The following is a 20,801-nucleotide window of genomic DNA, read 5'->3' as shown; positions in this document are numbered from 1 at the left end:
TGAACTTGGTTTGCACGATGGGAGGTAATGCCCTGATGTGACCTTTCTATCCTTTTATATCTGAATGTTTTTGCACCTTCGACTTGTCTTTTGGTATCCTACAACTAATGTCTTTTCCTGTAGCAGTTAGTACCTTTTTATACCACAGCTTATTCGTTAGCCTATAGGCGAACGAAAGAAACACCATAGGCGAACGAAAGTTTGCCTATAGGCAAACAAAACAATGCCTATAGGCAAACGAATAAGTCTTCGCAAGAAAAAAGCTTAGCGTATGCGATTGAGTGAGTTAGCTCTAGCCTATCTCAAAATAGGTGTATGGTAGGGATAAAATAGAGCTAAAAGCGGATTTTTTAATTTGTTTTATTGATAGTCGACTGAATTTTATCGAAAAACGATAAAAAAATAACGTTTTCTTTGGTGGTATGAAAAAAACTCTTTTTATTTGCATATCGAAAAACGATAAATAATCGTCGAAAAACAATTAATTTAAATTCTGAAGATATGAAACAGTCGTTAATGAGTATTTCACTTTTGGTCGTCTCTATCTCTTTGGTTGCGATGTTATTGTGCAGTTATGCCACAGGGGCATAATTCAAAAGTGCGAATCATCTTTTTTGTTGGATGATTCTCTTAATGTTGAAGGAGTCTGAATCTTTTTAGTTATTTTTGTAATCCCTAAAAAATAAGGTATGAAAAAAGCGATAAAGCTATTGTTAATTTCTTGGTTGTTGATGCAAATTGTAACGCCTCTGTTGTTGTTGCCATTTGTCCTTTATCGATTTATTTCATCGGGTACAGCAGACGTTGAACAACTGGTCCCTGAACTTTTAGTGCCGGCTCAACTCATCGCAACCGGTTTAGTCTTTATTTATCTTTGGAGGGGAAAACATATTAATCGTTCTCGTGAAAACTGGTCCGGTGTCTCTTTTTCGTTTAATGCCTGGAGTCTGTTAGCTTTGCTTTCGGCTAGTTGGTTATTGAATGTTTTGTCCGAACATCTCAGTTTTATGCCCAATATCATGGAAGAGTCTGTCAAGCAGTTAACGTCTAATGGGTTGGGTATCTTGTGTATTGCTCTTTTAGGTCCTATCATGGAAGAGCTCCTTTTCCGTGGAGCAATAACGGACTCTTTATTGCGTTCGACCTCACCCAAACGTGCCATCTGGGTTTCGGCAGTGATGTTTGCCGTGTTCCATTTAAATCCGGCTCAAATGATCCCGGCTTTATTTATGGGCATTTTGTTTGCGTGGGTTTATTATAAATCGGGTAGTCTGATTCCACCCATTCTGATGCATGTCGTGAATAACTCGGTTGCAGTAGCTCTTGCTATGGCCATCCCTGATGTGGATTATTTATCTGAAGTGATGTCGCCGCAGCTCTATTGGGGGATCACTGTGGGTGCTGTTCCGTTGCTTGTTTGGGCTATTTGGCGCATTAAAGGAACGAAAACGAAAGAGTGGGTGGTTGGAGAGGCTTCTTCACCATTGGTCGTTTAATTATTATTAGGAGAATCATTCGGATGAAAACAAGGCTAAATATATTGTGTGTACTGATCCTTCTGGCGATAGGATTTTCATTAACCAATTATTTTATGACTCATTGGGGGGAGATTTCCTACTCTTATATGCGGGGAGCGAATGATGCTTGTACGGAATTTTACAATAAAAATGAACCCTCTAAACCCTCTAAATCGTCTAAAAAGTCGACGATCGACTATCTTAATCTTGAACCCAAAGATCGGTCGGTGTTTACCGATTCTGTTTGGAACGAGAAAAGTCAAACGTGGATGCCGATGCAATATCAACATCTTATCGTTGAACGGCCTTACCGACACTCCTATTATCAGACTATTTTTGCTTTTTTAGCTTGTTTCATCGGGGGCTGTTCGTTGGCTCTATTCTTTACCTTTATCAATTTTATCATAGCCATTAACCGGTCGGATGTCTTTTCTTGGCAAAATGTGTCAAAACTTCGTTTCATGGGGAAAGCCATGTTGCTTGTTTTTTTGACTAATTGTGTCTTTGAATATCTGAATTATATCGAAATATCGTCAGTGGTTGAAGTGGCTCAATATGAGTTCTCCAAATCGGATGTTGTAGATTACTACTCTCTATTTACAGGACTTGGATTATTATTAATTGGTGAGGTTTTTGCAATTGGGTTGCGTTTGAAAGAGGAACAAGAATTAACCATCTAAGATAGAATATATGAAAAGGAGATTGAATATTTTTTGTGTGTTGATGTTTATGGTTTTAGGTTATTCCTTATACATGAGCTTTTATCAGTTTGGATCCGGAGTCATCACCGGAGTGGATTTAGCAGAAGGGGAGAAGGCAAAACTCAAAGAGAATAAAAAGAGTCTTTTTCAGAGTGATTTTCGGATGGTGGATGTCATTCCTTTAGCGGCAATGTGGCATCCTGATAGTGTTTTAAATGCTAAAACCGGCGAACAGGTGCCTGCGATGTATTCGCAATTGGTGGTTCGGGTACATAAGGATATGAACTATGCCAATGTAATTGTGAATCTGATTAGTTCACTCACTAATATACTGGTCTTGGTTACTGCCGTTGTTATGTTTATCCTTTTAATTCTTAATATTAATCGATCGCGCATCTTCGAGTGGAAAAATGTACGACTTTTGAGGTGGTTGGGGGTGCTCTTTACCCTCTCGTTTGTTTGTGAACTCCTCCCTCAGATGATGAATTATTCGGGTTTGAAAGAGTTATTTGCATTAAATAATTATATGATTTCACCTTTGGAGGTGAAAGTGACTAATTTGTTATTGGGAATTTCGTGTTTGATTGTAGCTGAAATATTTGCCATCGGGTTGAGACTTAAAGAGGAACAGGATCTCACCATTTGATCACATGACTAACCTAAACATTGAAAAGAAGATATGGCAATTATCGTAAACTTAGATATTATGATGGCTCGAAGAAAAATCTCTTTGAGTGAATTAGCTGAGAAGGTGGATATCACTCCGGCTAATCTTTCTATTCTTAAAACCGGGAAAGCAAAAGCGATCCGTTTTTCAACGTTGGAAGCGATCTGTAAAGAGCTGGATTGTCAGCCTGGTGATATTCTGGAATATAGAGATGAGGAGGGAGGATCCTTGTAGCTATTTGATTTTGTTTCATCAAATTTAACGACAATATAAAGGGGTGTTCTTAGAACACCCCTTATTTGTTTGGATCATTTCGTTTTAAAGGCTCTCTTTGGCTTTGAAGGCTAAAGCGTACATCCGAATCTGTTTGACCATCGATAGTAGTCCATTGCTTCGAGTAGGAGAAAGGTGCTCTTTTAATCCGATTTGATCAATGAAGTAGAGTTCGGTGTTTAATATTTCATCCGGGGTATGTCCTGAAAGTACTTTGATCAATAGGGCGATGATTCCTTTTACAATCAGTGCGTCACTTTCTGCTTGAAAAACAATCTTACCGTCTTCCAGATCGGCTTGTAGCCAAACCCGACTTTGGCATCCTTCGATCAAATTTTGTTCTGTTTTATATTTTTCTTCAAGTGGCGCTTGTTCATTGCCTAAGTCGATGAGAAGCTGATAGCGATCCATCCAATCGGAGAAATCACTGAATTCAGCAACGACTTCTTCTTGTAATTCGTTGATTGACTTCATTGGTTTTCTTATTCTATGGGCTGATATTAAAAGAGGGTAGTTATCTCTTTAATATGAGCGGGTTGTTTTATTTTTCGTTATAAAGGACCTCAAGTACTGTTTGTCCCACTGCTTTTAAGGTGGAACGGTCAATGTGTTCCATGTTGTCGTTAATGGTATGCCAAGTCTCATTAAAACTGTATTTCCCACTTGGGTCGGAAGGGACAATATCAATGGTTTTGATTTGAGCAATCCGGTTGACAAAGAGATGATCGTCGGTTGTAAAGCCACCGTCGCTGTTGACGAAATTCTTTTCGTAGCCTAAACGTTTGGCCGCTTTCCATACTTTCTTATTAACGTCGGCTGCATATCTCTCGGAATAACCTTCTTTGTAGAATGTTGCATTTTTACCTCCGACCATATCTAGTAAAATGCCGAAGCGAGCATTATAATTGGCAACGTGAGGCATGCGTGCCCAATATTGTGAACCTAAACACCAAGATTCTTCTTTATGGTCACCGTCTGAAAATTGTGGTTCTCCATAATCCTCGGCGTCAAAGAAGATAATATCTATGCCGAGTTCCGGTTGTTTTTGTTGTATCTGACGAGCAATCTCAAGTAATACCCCCACACCACTTGCGCCATCATTGGCTCCAAGAATAGGCGTATGGTGATTCTTTTCATCCGGATCGTTGTCGGCCCATGGGCGACTGTCCCAATGTGCAAATAGAGCGATGCGTCGTTTATTGTCCGGCTGGTAACTTCCGATAATGTTGCAGGCTTTGAGCAGTGTACCGTCATAAGCCACTAAATCGGCTTCTTGTTTGATCACTTTTGCACCGAATTTTTCAAGTTGTGTGGCGAGGTGATTGGCGCAGGCCTTATGAGCCTTAGTATTAGGAACGCGTGGACCGAAGTCGACTTGTTTTTGGATATACCGGTAAGCACTATCTGCATCAAAGACCGGAACTTCAACTGTTGGACTTGAAGCAGTACTATTGTCGCTTGTCGACTTGTTGCTACTGCTACCACATGAGCAAAAGCTTAGTAATACGAGTAAACTACAGAGCATTATCGTTGTTTTCATGATGAATGGTTTAGCTTTAGTTTTCAAAATTAATCATTTTAACGGAGAATAGGTTCGATATAAAACGTTTTTCTAGATAAACTTAAGTTCTACTTCTGTTTTATTAACTGATAGGTCGACCATTGCCCCGTTGATTAATGGATAATTGTCGGTAACGTGTCCTACCGGGAAATTATAACAAACCGGGAAATTGTAAGGTTTGACTAGATCGGCTAAGGCCTCATAGAGTGGTTTACCTAAGCTAAGGTCTTCTTCATATTCTGTAAACTGACCGATGATCAGTCCGGATAAGCGTTCGAGTACTCCCCCTAACTTGAGGTTATACATCATACGCTCTATGGCATGTGGTCGTTCACCAACATCTTCTAAAAAAAGGATAGTTCCTTCGGCAGGAATATCGTAAGGTGTTCCTCGGAGCCCGTAGGCAACGGCTAAGTTTCCACCTCTTAAGAGGCCTTGCATTTTCCCCGGACGGTTTAACGGATGGGGGAGACAGTGGTAAGTCGGTCGTTGTCCGAACAAAATTTGCTTAAGGGATTGAATAGAATAATCATCACTAGGCTCTACGGTCAGATGTCTGGCCATAGGAGCATGTAGTGAAGCGTATCCGTGGCTCTGAAAAAGATTGTGTAAGGCGGTGATATCACTAAATCCGATCAACCATTTGGGATGCCGGTGGAATAGGGTAAAGTCCAATTGATCAATAAGGTGTACGGCTCCATATCCACCTCGACTACAGAAAATAGCTTTGACCGATGGATCATCCATGGCTTTCTGTAGATCGTTGTAACGCTGACTGATGGTCCCCGCATATTTGCCAAAAGAGGTACTTGCATGAGGACTCGTGCTGACCTTTAATCCCCATGATTCGAAGCAGGCTTTGGCTCCTTTGATCAATCTTCTATCTATTTTACTAGATGGAGAGAGAATGATGATTTTATCTTTTTCCTCTAAAAATGGAGGGAATACTAATGGTTGCATAGGCTTTTTTCTTATGGATGCAAAAATACATGAAAAAAAAGGAAGTATCAATGTTCTATTAGTGAAACAACACTAATATGACATAATGTTAGCTTAAGACGCTAATTTTCTTGTTAGGTATGATGATTTTTTCAATGATTTTTTAGATATTTGCTGAAAATCTAACGTTATGGAATCTATTAAAAACTTTGATCAACTAACAAATCATCTTAAAACCCTCAATCGCCGGAAGCGTGTTGTTGTGGTTTGTGCTAATGATGCCCACACTGAGTATGCTGTATTGCGTGCTTTGGAAGAGGGGTTTGCAGATTTTATTATGGTAGGTGACTCTGCCGTTTTAGAGAAATACCCTGCATTAAAAGAATTTTCAGAGCATATACAGATTGTTCACATTGTCGATCCTGATGAAGCTGCGCATGAAGCGGTTCGCATGGTACGTGATGGAAAGGCGGATATTTTAATGAAAGGCATCATCAACACGGATAATCTATTGCGTGCTATTTTGGATAAAGAAAATGGGTTATTGCCTAAAGGTAAGGTCTTGACGCATTTGGCGGTTATGGAAATCCCGACTTACGATAAGTTGTTATTCTTTTCTGATGCCGCAGTGATCCCACGCCCAACCTTGCAGCAGCGCATTGAGATGATCGAATATGCGATTAAAGTGTGTCATCAGTTTGGCGTTGAGCAACCTCGTATCTCTTTAATCCATTGTACAGAGAAGGTGAGTCCTAAATTTCCTCACTCTTTAGATTATGTGAATATTGTAGAGTTGGCTGAAGCCGGTGAGTTCGGCGATGTGATTATCGATGGTCCTCTTGATGTAAAAACCTCCTGTGAACAAGAGAGTGGTAATATTAAAGGAATCGTTTCGCGTATAGATGGACAAGCGGATGTACTTATTTTCCCCAATATAGAATCTGGAAATACTTTTTATAAATCGATCTCGTTGTTTGCCAAAGCAGAAATGGCCGGTGTACTTCAAGGTCCGATTTGTCCGGTCGTGCTACCGTCGCGTAGTGATTCGGGATTGTCAAAATACTATAGCCTTGCCATGGCTTGTCTGACAGCTGATCAAACATAAAGAATATAATCCTTAATCTAGATACTTATGAAAATTTTGGTTATTAATCCCGGCTCAACTTCAACCAAGATAGCCGTTTATGAAAATGAGACTCCGGTCTTGGTGCGCAACATTCGTCATAGTATGGATGAGCTCTCTGCTTTTCACCAAATCATGGATCAGTTTCAGTTCAGAAAGGAACTCGTCTTGCAGGAACTTAAGGCTAATGATATTGCTTTGGAGTTTGATGCAGTTATCGGCCGTGGAGGTCTGGTAAAGCCTATTGCTGGTGGAGTGTATGAGGTTAATGAGGCAATGAAACGTGACACCTTGCATGCCATGCGTATGCATGCTTGTAACTTGGGTGGCTTGATTGCTGATGAAATTGCTTCCTCAATTCCGGGTTGCCGTGCCTTTATTGCTGATCCTGGTGTTGTCGATGAGTTGGATGATGTAGCACGCATTAGCGGATCCCCCCTAATGAATCGCATCACGATTTGGCATGCTTTGAATCAACGAGCCATTGCCCGTCGATTTGCAAAAGAAAACCAGACTCGCTACGAGGATCTGAACTTAATCATTTGTCATCTTGGAGGTGGAATTTCTGTTGCAGTACACCATCTGGGGAGAGCTATTGATGCGAACAATGCACTTGATGGAGAAGGGCCTTTCTCACCGGAGCGTGCAGGCACTCTCCCTGCCGGACAACTGATAGACCTTTGTTTCAGTGGCAAACATACGAAAGATGAACTAAAGAAACGCATTTCGGGTCGTGCGGGATTGGCAGCACATCTTGGTACCACAGATATGATCTTGATCGAAGATCTTATAGAGAAAGGAGATAAGCATGCTGAACTGATCTTGAATGCTATGATTTATAATGTGGCGAAAACGATTGGTGGAGCAGCAACTGTTCTTTCCGGTAAAGTTGATGCTATTTTGCTTACCGGCGGTATTGCACGCTCGGAGTATGTTATTCCACGATTGATTGAACGAATTTCTTTTATTGCTCCTGTTCATGTTTATCCTGGTGAGGATGAAATGGAAGCTTTGGCTTTGAATGCACTTGGAGCTTTGAATGGAGAGTTGTCGGTGCAAGTGTATGAATAATGCCGAACGAGACAAGACTATCTGTTAAGTCGTTGATTTTTAAATAAAAAGGGAGTAAGTCCCCCTGGCTTACTCCCTTCAATCTTTTCCTTATTTTATTCGACTGAATACTAATGAAAACAACTTATCAATGAGTTGATTTTAGAAATTGTTTTTTCCTGTATCCCACCAAAGTCTAGTTCCACCATTATCAGCTCCGCCTAACGCCTTCAGCATGGCACTGTATTGAGTGGGGAAATCTTTAATTAAGCTTGCAGGGAAAGGTAAACGGCGAATCATGATCTCTGTATCAATCTTTCCACCACTATTGTTTTGTTGTACTCTAAAGAGCTTTGGATATCCTGTGCGACGTTGTTCGCTCCAGGCTTCATTTCCCTCAGGATAACAAGCGAGCCATTTTTGAGTTGCAATTTTTTCCAATTGCTCCTCTGGTGTTGTGGCATCGTCCCAGTTAGGGGTTGTTGTAATGCGCGCATTCATATTATATTGACTATTGAAAGCATCTATATAATTGGCTGGAGTGTTGTGACTCATAAGATACATGTCTGCTCCACTGACCCCCCATTGTTGGAAGGATGTTTTAATGCCTGCCTCATAGCAAGCTTTTGCATTTTCGGTGGATAGTCCTCTTAGAGCAGCTTCGGAGCGTAGAAACCAAACCTCAGCGGCGGTCATTAAAATAGCATCGGTGGTTGTGGTCACTGTGCTTCTAGAGTGCAAACGATAGCGGTTGTCGGCTGTTGTTAGCCCTGTTCCTTGTGGAATGCCTTTGAATGTACCACTGATAGGGAATAATTCATTGAGACTCTTTTCACCGTTGTCATCTTTCCAAGTGATATTACCTCCGACAGCCTTTTGATAGAACTTGTCTGCACGTGGATCGTTGTAACCATTGAGCAATGATTCCATGGTTGCTCCCATATAAACCTCACTCCATCCCATGTTGATCTCTCCCAAAGGATTGGTATATTTACCATTGCCCGTAGAAACAGCTACGGTTTCATCAGATGACTCAAGAAAGCCTATCGAACTATTGAATGCTTTGGTGATTTCTGCCTGAGCCAACGTCTTGTCGGCGTTGGAAACGCGTATGGCTAAACGGAGACGTAAAGAGTTTGCAAACTTCAGCCATTGTCCCAATGTGCGTTTACCGATCGGCATAAGTAAGTCCGCATCTTTAAAAGGTTCTGTTTGCGGGTTTTCGGTCATGAAATCCTGAATGAGTTCTATCCCCTTGTCTATATCTGAGAAGAATGCCTTGTATGCATCTGCCTGTGTGTCAATGTTATCTCCTTCTTGTCCGAACTTGGTATAGACTATTGGACCGTAGACGTCTGCAATGCGGTGCATCGTTTCTACTTTTAATATTTTGGTTATACCTAATAACCCCGGTTGGTTGGCATTAATCTCTTCACATTTGGTGATTTCAGGCATGATATACTTATAGGTATTCGACCAATGACTAGAGGTCCATCCGTCATTGATGGCATAAGTTGAATTTTTATCATTAAAAGCATTATTCATGTCATGGAAATAGCCTGAGAACATGTCCTGACCTAAGTTTTGCATGATCTGGAAAGGCCAGTTCTTCCCACTTCCCCAATTGTAGTTAAAATAGATCCCGCTTTGGATGATTTCAAATTTGAGGAGGTATTTTTGGAAATCATACTCCTGAAGTTCATCGGTAAAAGCGGTCTTATCTTGATTGTCAGACTCAAAATGGCTGGTGCAACCGCAAAGGGACAATGTGCTGACTAGACAAAGTGCAGCGGTTATTTTAGATATATTTTTGATCATAATAATCAGTATTAGAATTAGAATGTGAGTTTAATGTTAAAACCGATGTTGCGTGTGGTTGGCATACCAAATACATCTACACCCTGTAACGTATTGCCGGTCGATAGGATCGCATCAGGGTCGAATGGTGCTGATTTATAAAAGAAGAATAGATTGCGTCCGATAAGAGATAAATCAATTCCTTTTATAAATTTCGTTTTGTCGAGTATAGAGCGCGGGAATGAATAACTAAGAGAGACTTCGCGTAATCTAATGTTTGTTGCGTCGTACATATAGTATTCGGAAATTCCGTTTCTGTCGCCCACCAAACTGTAGAATTTTTGAACATCTGTGAATTTAGTTCCTTCGTATTCTACAAAGCCCGCTTTTCTTGCATCGGCTGTAGCTTTGGTTACTCCTTTTTTATCCAACATTCCTTGTGTTAGTGACATAACGTCTCCTCCGGCACGCGTGTCAATCAAGAAGTATAAACTGAAATCCTTGTATGTTAGCGTATTACTCCATCCAAGTAAGAAATCCGGATTACAGTTGCCTAACAACGATAGATTTTTGGCTTCTACCACTGGCGATCCATCGCTGTTCGTTTTGATCTTGCCATCTTCTCGAACGAAAGCATTTCCATAAATATCTCCCATTGAACCTCCTTCAACAATACGCATCATGTAAGCCATGGAAATATTAGGGTCGCCATAAGGGAATGATTTGTAAGTCGGATAAAGCTCTACAATCTTATTTTCATTCTTCGAATAATTGAGGATGGTTTTCCAACGGAAAGAGTCATTCATGATAGGAGTGGCATTAAGTGAAATCTCAATACCTCTATTTCTAACCTTTCCTGCGTTAATATGCTCATATGCATATTTATTTCCCGGCTGAGTCGGTATACGTAGTAACTGGTTTCGTGTGTTCGTTTCATAATAAGTGAAGTCTATTCCTAAGCGTTTTTGGAAAAAGCTCCATTCCGTTCCAAACTCATAAGAGGTGCTAATCTCTGGTTTAAGGTTCCCTTTATTATACGTGTCGTTGGCTTGGAATCCGCCACCAGCAGTTATTCTGTCGGCAGGAGGATTAGAGATACCAATAGGTAAGTCACTTCCGACTTGTGCCCAAGAACCTCGGATTTTTCCAAAAGAAATCCATTCCGGCATTTTTATGGTATTACTCATGATCCATGATAATCCAACAGAGGGATAGAAATATCCGCTATTCTTGCTTTTGGTATAGGCCAAAGTTGAAGACCAGTCGTTACGGCTTGTAATGTCAAGATAGAAAGCATCATCGAAACCGACTTGAACGGTTCCGAAGATCGATTGAATCGTGCGTTTCTGATTAATACTCTGATCGATTGTTGCATTGGTATTCATTACAATGTTGGCTACCGTAAACACATTGGGCTTATACAGTGATGCAATTTTTGAATCCATCGAAAGAGAGTTTACTTTTTGGCTATTGGTACTTGTACCAATAGCTCCATTGATCGAAAAACGATTGAAGGTTTTGTTGAACATGGCCATTACATCTCCATAAAGTTGGAACTGTTCTGATTCCGACCAAACATATCGCCCGTTTTCTTTGTCCTCATAACTTCCAGTAATGTTCCGTGCAGTCGAAGCATACATTTTTTGTTCGAACTTATCACTGATATAGTCAACATTTGCTCTCGTCTGAATGGTTAACCAATCATTTATTTTTAAGTTAGCGCTGATGTATGCTAAAGCACGATAACGTTTGTTATTGTTCGTTACTCTGTTCTTAATCCAATAGGGGTTTTGTGTCCATTCGCTGACTCCGGTATACCAATGTTGAACAGGTAATCCATTGCGGGTTGGATCTGGTTTCTCAAACGTCGTTTTATACTCAGAGAGGTCTAATCCTCGTGGGAAACCGTAAACATCAACTAGTGGATTAAGGTATAATCCTCCTGATGCGGTGCTGTTTTTAATGTTTTGCATCATCAAATTGGCATTGGCATCAATTTTCAGTTTATTGTTGAAGAAGTTTCCGGTTTCTCTTAAGGTGAAATTATGCTTAGACAGCTTGTTGGAATCGATAATTCCTTTTGCTGTGGTATTTGCGTAAGAAAAGTAAGTTTGCATTTTCTCGTTACCACTCATTAGCGAGAGAGTATTCATTGCAATGACCCCACTGTTGAAGAAGTGGTCGACGTTGTCATAGTCTTTTAATTCCTTTTGTTCTCCCCAGCTGTCTTCTCCACTTGCTCCAAAACTGTTTTGGAATTTAGGCAAACTGATGGCTTTGTCAATGGTTAGATTAGAAGAGAAGGTTACTTTTTGCATTCCCGACTTTCCTTGTTTCGTAGTGATCAAGATGACTCCATTGGCGGCTTGTGATCCATACAATGCGGCAGCTGAGGCTCCTTTTAAGATGCTCATGCTTTCGATATCATCAGGGTTAAGATTTGAGATTCCATCGCCGGCATCTCTATTTACTCCATCATTTTCTCCTCCCATTACGGTCGCAACGGAAGCTGTAGAAGTATTTAACATTGGTACTCCGTCAATAACGTATAAGGGCTGGTTGTTTCCACTTTCAAAAGCCGATCGGCTACCTCGAATAGAAACTTTAGCCGATCCTCCCAAACCGGAAGAACTTTTGTTGATTTGCACACCTGCTGATTTACCGGCTAGAGCATTGATCATATTAGGATCTTTGGCTCTGGTGAGTTCATTCCCATTGATGTCTTGTGCGGAATAGGTTAGAGAGGCCGCTTTTTTCTTAATACCAAGCGCTGTCACGATTACTTGCTCAAGTGCCGTGGACTCTTCTTGCATTTTAATGGTTATGCTTGTTCGTCCGTTTATGGTAATATCTTGAGATTGATAACCAATATAAGAGACGGACAATATGCCATTGCTTGGCATCTGAAGGCTAAATTCTCCGTTGAGATTAGTGATGATTCCATTGGATGTGCCTTTCTCTACGACGTTGGCTCCAATGATCGGTTCATCCTTTGAATCAACGACAACTCCCTTGATCGTGATCTTTTTTTGTTGGGCAGTAGCACTCGGTTGCTCTTGCGTTTTGGTCAGTATAATATTCTTGCCTTCCATGATGTATCGAATGCCAGTTCCTTCAAAAGCTATCTCTAAGATCTCTGATACAGGCTTACTGCCGATATTGAGGCTGATTTGGCGATTGATGTCTACATTCTTTTTATTATACACAAATAGATAATCGGTTTGCGATTCTATCTGTGAAAGAAGTTCGCCCACATTTTGTTTTGAATGGGTGATGTTTACCTTGTTACTCTGGGAGTAAGTGTTTTCAGAATAAGCTTGAAATGTTATGAATAATAACAGGAATAAGGTGATTTTCATAGTAAGTAAAAATTGCTTAAGTCCTAAACTTTTTGGGCAAAAAGCCCCTTTCAAAGAAATTTTTCTCATATCTTTGCCACGTGTTAAGTTAATAAATTGATTAAGGTCGATTTTTGACTGTTTCGAATCGGAAAGTATGGGGGTACTTTCCGATTCTTTTTTAAAATGCGTTATTCGGAGTGTATCATATTATAAAATTTAAAAGGTTAGTACTAGTTTAAGGTGATTTATTATAGCTTACTGAGCGTAATAGTATTGTTTTCCGAGTCTATTTGGTAGTTGAATGGATGATCTTTTTGGATGACTTTTAAGATATGCTCAATGCCGTCTTGTTCTTTAAACTTTCCGGTACAACGATAATTCAAGAGCACAGAATCGGTCACTTGAATGGTCATGTTGTAGTACTTCTCAAGTTTGTTTAATATACAACTGAAAGGCGCATCATCAAAGCAATACAATCCTTCTTTCCATTTCAAAAAATCATATGATGGTAGTTTCTTCTTTATATATTTACCCTTTTGTAAGAAGAAAAATTCGTCTTTGTTTAATCGAGTGATGGGTGCTGAAAGATCTTTATTGGCATATACGTCTACTATTCCCTCTACTAATGTTGTCTCAAACTCGTTACTGCCGGCATATGCACAAACATTAAATTGTGTTCCAACAACTTTTAATTGATTTTTCTCTGTGTGAACATAGAAGGGTATTCTTGCATTCTTAGTAACCTCAAAATAAGCTTCGCCGTCGAGATTTACATTACGTTCGTCTCGTCCAAAAGTTGATGAGTAGGTTAATGTTGATTTTGAATTTAGCCAAACTTTAGTTCCATCTGCTAATATAATTTGTGCTCTTTGTCCCGATGGAACGGTTACCGTTTGACAATAGGCATGCTTGTTGTATTGGTAATCCTTCAATAGAAGGTGAGAACCGAGAATAATGATGATCGTAGCAGCTATGCGTGCTCCCCACTTCATTATTCTTATTAAGTTTGTTTGAGGAGTAGTTTGGCGTTTTGCCTTAGGAGTGGCGAATAGTGTCATGTCAAAGAAAAGACGCTCTTTTTCAAAAAGAGCTCTATTCTCGGGAGAGGACTCTACCCAGTCTAAAATTTGTGCTTCTTCTTCGACTGTAATTTCGTTTTTAAAATATTTATGTAGTTGTTCTCTTTCCATAGACATTTGATGTTGTTATATTGGTGTTTTTCCCCATGTTGTATATATAACAGAGTCATGCCTAGTATCCCTAACGGTAAAAGCTTATTTTTTTATAATAAAAGAGAAATGAGGTAATCCTTGAGTTCTTTCCGTAGTAATTTTAAGGATTTGGTAATATGAAATTCTACACTTTTTACCGAAAGACCAAGCTGCTCTGCGATGACTTTGTTAGGTAGATTACGGTATCGACTTAAAATGAATATTCTTCTACTCTGTTCGGACATTTGGTTGAGTGTTCTCTGAACGATATGCTGAATTTCTTTATCAAATATTAGGTCAGGGTCACAAGCCTCTAGTGTCGAAATTCGTAAATTGAGTTCACGCTGTTTGTGATTATTGATTTCTTCCTCTGCACGTAATCTGGTCTGTTCTCTGGCAAGGAAGTTTAAGGCCTTATTTTTTATGATTGTGAGTAGTAATCCATGCCAATTGGAATCTTTTGCCCAGCGTTCTTTGTTCTCTAGAAGTGCAATCATCGATTCCATGAGAATATCTTCAGCTTCTTCCTTATCTCTCGTATAGGAATAGGCAAAGGCCAAAAAACTTTCTTTGTTGTCTAGAAAGAATTTTGAAAATTGATGAAGGGAAGAAGAGTATTCTGTGGTTTGCATTTTTTTTACCTTTTTGCTCTTGTCTTATCTTTTGACAAAAGAACATAAACTTTCTTAGAAATGCAAAAAAAATGGTTTGATTCAAACGAATCAAACCATTTTATAGTGTCAGATCTATAAATCTGTTTTTATTTTTTCTCAGGCTTAGGTAACAAAACTTTTCTAGAAAGTTTGAATTTACCTGTCTTAGGATCAACATCCATCAGCTTAACTTCGATCTCATCACCTTCTTTGATGCCAGCTTCTTCTACTGTCTCTAGTCTCTTCCAGTCAATTTCTGAGATGTGAAGTAAACCGTCTTTTCCTGGTAAGAATTCTACGAAAGCACCATAAGGCATAATTGAACGAACTTTTCCTTTATAGACTTCTCCAACCTCAGGAACAGCTACGATACCTTTAATGATACGGGTAGCATCATCAATGCTTTTTTTGTTATTTCCTGAGATCTCAATGCGTCCCATACCATCAATTTCTTCAATGGTAATTGTTGCACCCGTTTCTTCTTGCATGCCTTGGATGATCTTTCCACCAGGGCCAATGATGGCACCGATGAATTCTTTAGGAATCATCATGGTTTCAATGCGCGGAGCGTGAGGTTTTAGATCTTCGCGTGGAGCTTCAATGGTTTCTTCTATTTTACCTAAGATGTGCAAACGGCCTTCTTTAGCTTGGTTCAATGCACGTTCCAAGATTTCATAAGACAATCCGTCCACTTTGATATCCATCTGTGTTGCTGTGATACCATTCTTAGTACCGGTTACTTTGAAGTCCATATCTCCAAGGTGATCTTCATCTCCTAAGATATCCGATAATACAGCATATTTGTCTTCTCCGGCATTTTTGATTAATCCCATTGCAATACCCGATACTGGGTTTTTGATTTGAACGCCGGCATCCATTAAGGCAAGTGTTCCTGCACAAACAGTAGCCATTGATGAAGAACCGTTTGATTCAAGAATATCTGAAACAACACGTACAACATATGGATAATTTGCAGGAATCATTCCTTTAAGAGCACGCCATGCTAAATGGCCGTGGCCAATCTCGCGACGTCCCACTCCACGTTGAGCCTTTGCTTCACCTGTAGAATATGGAGGGAAATTATAGTGTAATAGGAAACGTTCTTTGCCACGAGTAAGCACATCATCAATGATCTTCTCATCTAGTTTTGTTCCTAGAGTGACTGAAGTTAAAGACTGTGTTTCACCGCGAGTAAAGACTGCTGATCCGTGAGGTCCGGGTAGGTAACCGACTTCACTCCAAATTGGACGAATCTCTGTAGTCTTACGACCATCCAAGCGCTTTCCTTCGTCCAAAATGCAACGACGCATAGCTTCTTTCTCAACGTCATGATAGTAACGGTCGATTAAAGCTTCTTTTTCTGCTAATTCCTCTTCCGATAGTTGAGCTTTGAACTCTTCGCAGATGGCGTCAAAAGCATCTTGGCGTTCATGTTTGTTGTTATTGCCCGATTGAGCAACAGCGTATGATTTTTCATAACAAGCTTCATGAACCGCTTTTCTTAACTCTTCGTCATTCTCTTCATGGCAATATTCGCGTTTCACTGTTTTGCCAACAGCTTCGGTTAATTCCATTTGAGCTTTGCAATGTACTTTAATGGCTTCATGTGCAACTTTCATCGCCTCAAGAAGTTCGGCTTCTGAAACTTCGTGCATTTCACCTTCTACCATCATGATGTTGTCGTATGTGGCAGCAACCATGATATCCATGTCGGCTTGTGCAAGTTGTTCGAAAGTTGGGTTAATGACAAATTCACCGTTGATACGAGAAACACGTACTTCGGAAATAGGGCCATTGAAAGGAATATCAGAAACAGCCAAAGCAGCAGATGCGGCTAAACCGGCTAATGCATCAGGCATATCAACACCGTCTGCAGAGAAAAGGACAATGTTTACGTATACTTCGGCGTGGAAATTATCAGGGAATAGAGGGCGTAGAGCGCGGTCAACAAGTCGGCAAGTTAGAATTTCGTAATCGGATGCACGACCTTCTCTTTTGGTGAATCCACCTGGAAAGCGACCAAATGCGGCAAATTTTTCTTTGTACTCTACTTGTAGTGGCATGAAATCAGTTCCGGGAACTGCATCTTTAGCGGCACAAACAGTAGCCAGCAACATGGTGTTTCCCATGCGTAGCATTACAGAACCATCTGCCTGTTTTGCCAACTTTCCCGTCTCGAGCGTGATGGTTCTTCCATCAGGTAACTCGATCGTTTTAACAATTGGGTTAATCATAAAAATTGTTTTATCTATACTTTTTCTTTCAAAATTCTTGCAAAGATACATATTTCTTCCATGTAATTATGTGGAAATGAGGTAAAAAGTTGTCTGTTATTTGTTTTTTTTAGAATTTGAGAGCAAGAACGAACCAAAAAGCTTTGCTGAATCCTTAAAAGACGTATATTTGCAATTAAAAATAACACACATATTTATGAAAAAGATAACTTTTGTTACATTAACAGCTATAGCTTTGGCTTCTTGTACATCTGAACCTCAATTTAATATTCAGGGAACAGTCGCGGAAGCTGATGGAAAAATGCTTTATCTAGAGTCTTCTGGTTTAGAGGGTGTTGTCGCTTTAGATTCTGTGAAATTGAAAGGAGACGGAACCTTTAGTTTTAAACAATCTCGTCCGGAATCTCCGGAATTTTATCGTTTACGTCTAGAGGATAAAATTATTAATTTTTCAGTTGATTCTACGGAGACGATCAAAATAGAGGCTTCTAGCGGAAGTTTCCCAACAAGTTACTCGGTTGAAGGATCGGAAAATAGTAATAAAATTAAAGAGCTTACGCTTAAACAGATACGTTTACAAGATGATGTGAATAAGTTGCAAGCCGCTTTGCGTGCAAATGCAATAGGTTATGATACCTTCCAAGATAGCTTGTCTACTGTTATGAATCGTTATAAAGAGGATGTTAAGCTGAACTATATTTTTGCTGCTCCAAACACTTCTGCAGCCTATTTTGCTTTATTCCAGAAGGTCAATGATTATTTGATTTTCGATCCTTTAAATAGTCGCGATGATATTAAATGCTTTGGAGCTGTAGCTACAAGTTTGAGCAATATGTATCCTCATGCCATTCGCTCAAAGAATCTTTACAATATTGTGATTAAGGGTATGAAGAACACACGTCAACCACAGGTTAAAACATTGGAGATTTCTGAGGATAAAGTGTCTGAGGCCGGTTTGATAGACATTTCCTTGCGCGATTTGAAAGGTAATGTTCGTAAATTGACCGATTTAAAAGGTAAGGTGGTTTTGCTTGACTTCTCAGTGTTTCAATCTGCAGCAGGTGCACCTCACAATCTCTTATTGCGTGATTTATATAACAAATATAGTGCTCAAGGTTTAGAAATCTATCAGATTTCTTTGGATGCTGACGAACATTTCTGGAAAACATCTGCCGATAATTTACCATGGGTTTGTGTGCGTGATGCCGCGGGAGTTTACTCAACTAATGTTTCGGTCTATAATGTTCGAGAAGTACCATCGATTTTTTTAATCAACCGGAATGGAGAATTAAAAGCTCGTGGGGAAGAAATAAAGGATCTTGATGCAACGGTTAAGTCAATGCTTTAAGTTGTTATAAATTGGCATATTTCATTTAAATATGTTACATAGCATTCCTTTTTGCTTGACACGTATAAGTTAAAAGGTTATCTTTGTACAAAAATAAAAACAGGAGGGTTCCAGCATAAGCATGTTGGAATTCTTTTTGTTTTATATAAGGTTTTGATCGCATATTATTAAAATAAAATAAAGGAGGAAAACATCATGGCTTATATGTCAGAAGAAGGTTACAAGAATTTATTGGCGGAACTGAAAGAATTGGAGACAGTGGAGCGTCCAAAGATTTCTGCTGCTATAGCTGAAGCTAGAGACAAAGGGGATTTGTCGGAGAATGCCGAGTATGATGCAGCAAAAGAAGCTCAAGGTCTTCTTGAAATGAAAATCGGTAAGTTGAAGTCGATTATTGCAGATGCAAAAATCATTGATGAGTCTAAACTGAAAACAGACTCAGTTCAGATCCTAAATAAGGTTGAGTTGAAAAATGTCAAAAATGGCATGAAAATGACTTACACCATTGTTTCGGAGGCTGAAGCAAACCTAAAAGAAGGAAAGATCTCAGTAAACACACCTATTGCTCAAGGTTTACTTGGTAAAAAGGTTGGTGATGTTGCAGAGATTACCGTTCCTCAAGGTCAGATTTCTTTAGAGATAATGAATATTTCGTTTTAACAAAAAGGCAAGCTCTGATTTAGAGTTTGCCTTTTTAATCTATAAAAGTAGTATTTATGGCAACAATATTTAGTCGGATCGTCGCAGGTGAGATTCCTTGTTATAAGATCGCCGAAGATGATAAGTTTTTTGCTTTTCTTGATATCAATCCCTTAACAAAGGGACACACTTTAATCATCCCTAAGCAAGAAGTTGATTATATTTTCGATTTGTGTGACGAGGACTTGGCTTTAATGCATGTTTTTGCTAAAAAGGTGGCTTTGGCTATTCAAAAGGCATTTCCTTGTAAAAAAGTGGGGGAGACTGTTATTGGTTTAGAAGTGCCTCATGCTCACATTCATTTGATCCCGATGCAAAAAGAATCGGATATGTTATTCTCCAATCCAAAACTCAAGCTTGAACCTCAGGAATTTCAAGCTATTGCTAAAGCTATTCAATCCTTCCTCTAAGCTTATGATGATAATATATGGGGCATCTTATATAAGATGCCCTTTTTTTATGCTAGATAAAATGTTCGCCTAGTTTGAGTTGGGCATCTGTGATATATTTCCTAATAGCTTGTTCGTTGTCTTTTTTGCAGATGACTAACACATTATTCGATTCGGCAACGAGATAGTCTTCTAGATCGTCAATCACAACAAGTTTGTCTTCCGGCAGGGCGACAATATTATTCCGACTATTGTAAATCAACGATTGTCCTTTCAGCGTTACGTTCTCATTTTGATCTTTGGGTGATAGCTCATAAAGAGATTGCCAAGTTCCGAGATCCGACCATCCAAAGTCTCCTAAGGACACATAGACATTGTCCGCTTTTTCCATCAGTCCAAAGTCGATAGAAACATTGGGGCAGGCTGGGAAGACCTCTTCAATAAAAGCCTTTTCTTGAGGAGTATTATAGAGATTTGGCTTTGAATATAATTTAGCTGAGATCTCGGGTAAATAGGCCTGTATTGCTTTAGTAATGGTCTTTACGTTCCAGATGAACAAGCCTGAATTCCAGTAAAATTCTCCACTTTCCACAAAAACCTTCGCAATTTCAAGCTCTGGCTTTTCGGTAAATGTCTTGACTTTAAAGAAGTTCTCTGATTCTTCTTCCGCTATTTGGATGTAACCATATCCCGTCTCCGGTCTATTAGGTTTAATGCCTAATGTGAGTAGTTTGTCGGATTGAGACACAAATGTAAGTCCTTTATTGACTACCGTTTCAAATTCTGCATTTTTGAGAATTAGATGATCTGATGGTGCGACAATAATGTTGGCATTGGGGTTTAGGGCTAAAATATGATAAGAGGCCCATGCAATGCAAGGCGCCGTATTTCTCCGTGCGGGTTCCGATAATATTTGATAATCATGAAGTTGAGGAAGCTGTTGTTTCACCAAATCTGCATACATGGCATTGGTGATCACAATTATGTTTTCCGAAGGAACAATATTTAGAAACCGATCGTATGTTTGTTGGAGTAGGGAGCGGCCGGTTCCAAAAAAGTCCAAGAATTGTTTCGGGAAAGTCTTTCGACTGAACGGCCAGAATCGGCTACCGATTCCTCCGGCCATAATGACACAGTAATTGTTGCTATTACTCATGATATTAAACTTTTTATAAGGTTCTGCTAAGGTACATCTTATTCTTGTAATAACCGATACAACGTCAATGGATTTGATTTTTTTATTCTTTTTTTTAGTAAATATTTGCTCGGTAAAAAAAAAGCTGTATCTTTGCACCGCA

Annotated in this window: 18 protein-coding genes; 9 read left to right on the top strand and 9 right to left on the bottom strand. The window is 39.5% G+C overall.

The annotated features are described in order from the left end of the window. Positions 1 to 689 precede the first annotated feature (689 nt). Genes AC4PG5_RS09780 through AC4PG5_RS09765 form a run of 4 tightly spaced genes read left to right on the top strand, consistent with a single transcriptional unit; the run spans position 690 to position 3,119 of the window. Positions 690 to 1,496, top strand: coding sequence for a CPBP family intramembrane glutamic endopeptidase (locus AC4PG5_RS09780; protein WP_492028713.1), 807 nt, complete (start codon positions 690 to 692; stop codon positions 1,494 to 1,496). Positions 1,497 to 1,519: 23 nt separating this feature from the next. Further along, complete coding sequence (locus AC4PG5_RS09775; protein WP_492028712.1) at positions 1,520 to 2,197, top strand: DUF2975 domain-containing protein; 678 nt, start codon at positions 1,520 to 1,522, stop codon at positions 2,195 to 2,197. A 10-nt stretch (positions 2,198 to 2,207) separates the two neighbouring features. Further along, positions 2,208 to 2,864, top strand: coding sequence for a DUF2975 domain-containing protein (locus AC4PG5_RS09770; RefSeq protein WP_492028711.1), 657 nt, complete (start codon positions 2,208 to 2,210; stop codon positions 2,862 to 2,864). Positions 2,865 to 2,897: 33 nt separating this feature from the next. Continuing rightward, entirely contained in the window at positions 2,898 to 3,119 is a 222-nt protein-coding gene (locus AC4PG5_RS09765; RefSeq protein ID WP_492028710.1) for a helix-turn-helix domain-containing protein, read from the top strand. A gap of 84 nt (positions 3,120 to 3,203) precedes the next feature. Here the strand turns inward: AC4PG5_RS09765 and AC4PG5_RS09760 are convergent, their stop codons facing one another. The 3 genes from AC4PG5_RS09760 to AC4PG5_RS09750 form a co-directional block, all read right to left on the bottom strand. Beyond that, positions 3,204 to 3,632 (bottom strand): SufE family protein, encoded by a 429-nt coding sequence (locus tag AC4PG5_RS09760; protein ID WP_492028709.1) that lies wholly within the window; start codon positions 3,630 to 3,632, stop codon positions 3,204 to 3,206. Between the two features lie 67 nt (positions 3,633 to 3,699). After that, complete coding sequence (locus tag AC4PG5_RS09755; protein WP_492028708.1) at positions 3,700 to 4,698, bottom strand: M20 family metallopeptidase; 999 nt, start codon at positions 4,696 to 4,698, stop codon at positions 3,700 to 3,702. 72 nt (positions 4,699 to 4,770) lie between these two features. Beyond that, positions 4,771 to 5,679, bottom strand: coding sequence for a S66 peptidase family protein (locus tag AC4PG5_RS09750; RefSeq protein WP_492028707.1), 909 nt, complete (start codon positions 5,677 to 5,679; stop codon positions 4,771 to 4,773). A 169-nt stretch (positions 5,680 to 5,848) separates the two neighbouring features. On the opposite strand from AC4PG5_RS09750, the gene AC4PG5_RS09745 reads away from it, so the two are divergent. Then, complete coding sequence (locus AC4PG5_RS09745; protein WP_492028706.1) at positions 5,849 to 6,763, top strand: phosphate acyltransferase; 915 nt, start codon at positions 5,849 to 5,851, stop codon at positions 6,761 to 6,763. Between the two features lie 27 nt (positions 6,764 to 6,790). Then, entirely contained in the window at positions 6,791 to 7,852 is a 1,062-nt protein-coding gene (buk, locus tag AC4PG5_RS09740) for a butyrate kinase (RefSeq protein ID WP_492028705.1), read from the top strand. Between the two features lie 141 nt (positions 7,853 to 7,993). Here the strand turns inward: buk and AC4PG5_RS09735 are convergent, their stop codons facing one another. The 5 genes from AC4PG5_RS09735 to pnp form a co-directional block, all read right to left on the bottom strand. Beyond that, positions 7,994 to 9,649 carry a SusD/RagB family nutrient-binding outer membrane lipoprotein gene (locus AC4PG5_RS09735; RefSeq protein ID WP_492028704.1) on the bottom strand — a complete coding sequence of 552 codons (1,656 nt, stop codon included), beginning with the start codon at positions 9,647 to 9,649 and terminating at the stop codon, positions 7,994 to 7,996. Positions 9,650 to 9,666: 17 nt separating this feature from the next. Next, positions 9,667 to 13,056, bottom strand: coding sequence for a TonB-dependent receptor (locus AC4PG5_RS09730; RefSeq protein ID WP_492028703.1), 3,390 nt, complete (start codon positions 13,054 to 13,056; stop codon positions 9,667 to 9,669). Between the two features lie 161 nt (positions 13,057 to 13,217). After that, a complete protein-coding gene (locus AC4PG5_RS09725) occupies positions 13,218 to 14,159 on the bottom strand; it encodes a FecR family protein (RefSeq protein WP_492028702.1) in 942 nt (313 codons plus the stop codon). 92 nt (positions 14,160 to 14,251) lie between these two features. Then, positions 14,252 to 14,812 carry an RNA polymerase sigma-70 factor gene (locus tag AC4PG5_RS09720; protein WP_492028701.1) on the bottom strand — a complete coding sequence of 187 codons (561 nt, stop codon included), beginning with the start codon at positions 14,810 to 14,812 and terminating at the stop codon, positions 14,252 to 14,254. Between the two features lie 128 nt (positions 14,813 to 14,940). Further along, positions 14,941 to 17,067: a polyribonucleotide nucleotidyltransferase gene (gene pnp / locus AC4PG5_RS09715; protein ID WP_492028700.1), complete on the bottom strand. Its 2,127-nt coding sequence runs from the start codon at positions 17,065 to 17,067 to the stop codon at positions 14,941 to 14,943. Positions 17,068 to 17,263: 196 nt separating this feature from the next. On the opposite strand from pnp, the gene AC4PG5_RS09710 reads away from it, so the two are divergent. The 3 genes from AC4PG5_RS09710 to AC4PG5_RS09700 all read left to right on the top strand — a co-directional run bounded on the left by AC4PG5_RS09710 (position 17,264) and on the right by AC4PG5_RS09700 (position 19,524). Further along, entirely contained in the window at positions 17,264 to 18,415 is a 1,152-nt protein-coding gene (locus AC4PG5_RS09710) for a DUF4369 domain-containing protein (RefSeq protein WP_492028699.1), read from the top strand. Positions 18,416 to 18,610: 195 nt separating this feature from the next. Beyond that, positions 18,611 to 19,075, top strand: coding sequence for a transcription elongation factor GreA (gene greA / locus AC4PG5_RS09705; protein ID WP_492028698.1), 465 nt, complete (start codon positions 18,611 to 18,613; stop codon positions 19,073 to 19,075). Positions 19,076 to 19,131: 56 nt separating this feature from the next. After that, positions 19,132 to 19,524 (top strand): HIT family protein, encoded by a 393-nt coding sequence (locus tag AC4PG5_RS09700; protein ID WP_492028697.1) that lies wholly within the window; start codon positions 19,132 to 19,134, stop codon positions 19,522 to 19,524. Between the two features lie 52 nt (positions 19,525 to 19,576). On the opposite strand, the gene AC4PG5_RS09695 is transcribed toward AC4PG5_RS09700, so the two are convergent. Continuing rightward, complete coding sequence (locus tag AC4PG5_RS09695; RefSeq protein ID WP_492028696.1) at positions 19,577 to 20,659, bottom strand: mannose-1-phosphate guanylyltransferase; 1,083 nt, start codon at positions 20,657 to 20,659, stop codon at positions 19,577 to 19,579. Between the last annotated feature and the right edge of the window lie 142 nt (positions 20,660 to 20,801).

It is taken from the genome of Bacteroides sp. QWL-09, assembly GCF_058683585.1.
The sequence above is the reverse complement of the archived record's forward strand: the minus strand, read 5'-3'. Positions and strand labels throughout refer to the sequence as shown.